1 protein-coding gene is annotated in these 906 nt (G+C 59.6%); it reads right to left on the bottom strand.

Annotated elements, in window-relative coordinates:
* Nucleotides 1–906, bottom strand: a 906-nt coding sequence (locus tag HALTITAN_RS25675; protein WP_039860969.1) for a hypothetical protein, incomplete at both ends; no start/stop codon positions are given.

Genomic DNA, 906 nt, shown 5'->3' with positions numbered 1-906 from the left:
AATAGCAAACGCCTCATCTGCAATCCCGGCTAGGATGACACTGACTTGCTCAGGACCATTGGCTTGATCATCGTTGGCGACGTCAACCGTCAAACTGCCGACGCCGCCGGTGAAGACCACCGTGCGGGGCTCGGATGTACCATTAATAGTGAGATCCAATGCCACCTCGCCGCTGAAGCCTTCCGAGGCGGTAAGGCCGAAGCTTAGCGTGGTGGCACCCTCGTCGCCGCTTTCGACCATCGGATCAGCATCGGAAATACCGATCAAGGTCGGCGCCGGTGGCTCGACAATTCCCGCGGGCACAAACTCGATATAGTCGATGCGCGCATATTCAAAGGGTGCCGCCGTGCTTGCCAGGTCCAGAGTAGCGTCGTCACCCACCGTGACGTTTTCGAAAGTCACCGTGCGGAAGCTTGACGCTTGGGCAGCATTGCCACTGGTGGCGTCGTTATCGAAGATCCAGTCGCCGCTAAAGCTCTGACCCTGGGCATTACCGATGCTCAACTGCGCCGTACTTTCGCCGTCGTTTTCGTCAAAATACCCGACAATCACGGTGTAAGTGCCCGCCGCAACCGCACCGGCTAGCGCGTAGCTGGCCGTGCCCGACTCACCGCCCAGCAGCCGGATGCCTTGACCCTCATCCGCTGCGCCGATGTTCTCGACGGTGTAATTGGTTGCCGTGGTAAAGTCCTCGGCCTGGAGGCGTACGGGCGTTGTTGGTGCGACCTCGTCATCCTCTGTCACTGTGCCCGTTGCCGTCGCAGCAGCGGGATCGATAGCAAACGCCTCGTCTGCAATCCCATTCAGGATGACACTGATCTGCTCAGGACCATTGGCTTGATCATCGTTGGCGACGTCAACCGTCAAACTGCCAACGCCGCCGGTGAAGACCACCGTGCGGGGCTC

The organism is Vreelandella titanicae BH1 (assembly GCF_000336575.1).
Lineage (GTDB): Bacteria > Pseudomonadota > Gammaproteobacteria > Pseudomonadales > Halomonadaceae > Vreelandella > Vreelandella titanicae.
Note: the sequence above shows the minus strand (reverse complement) of the source record. Positions and strands in the feature narration are given on the sequence as shown.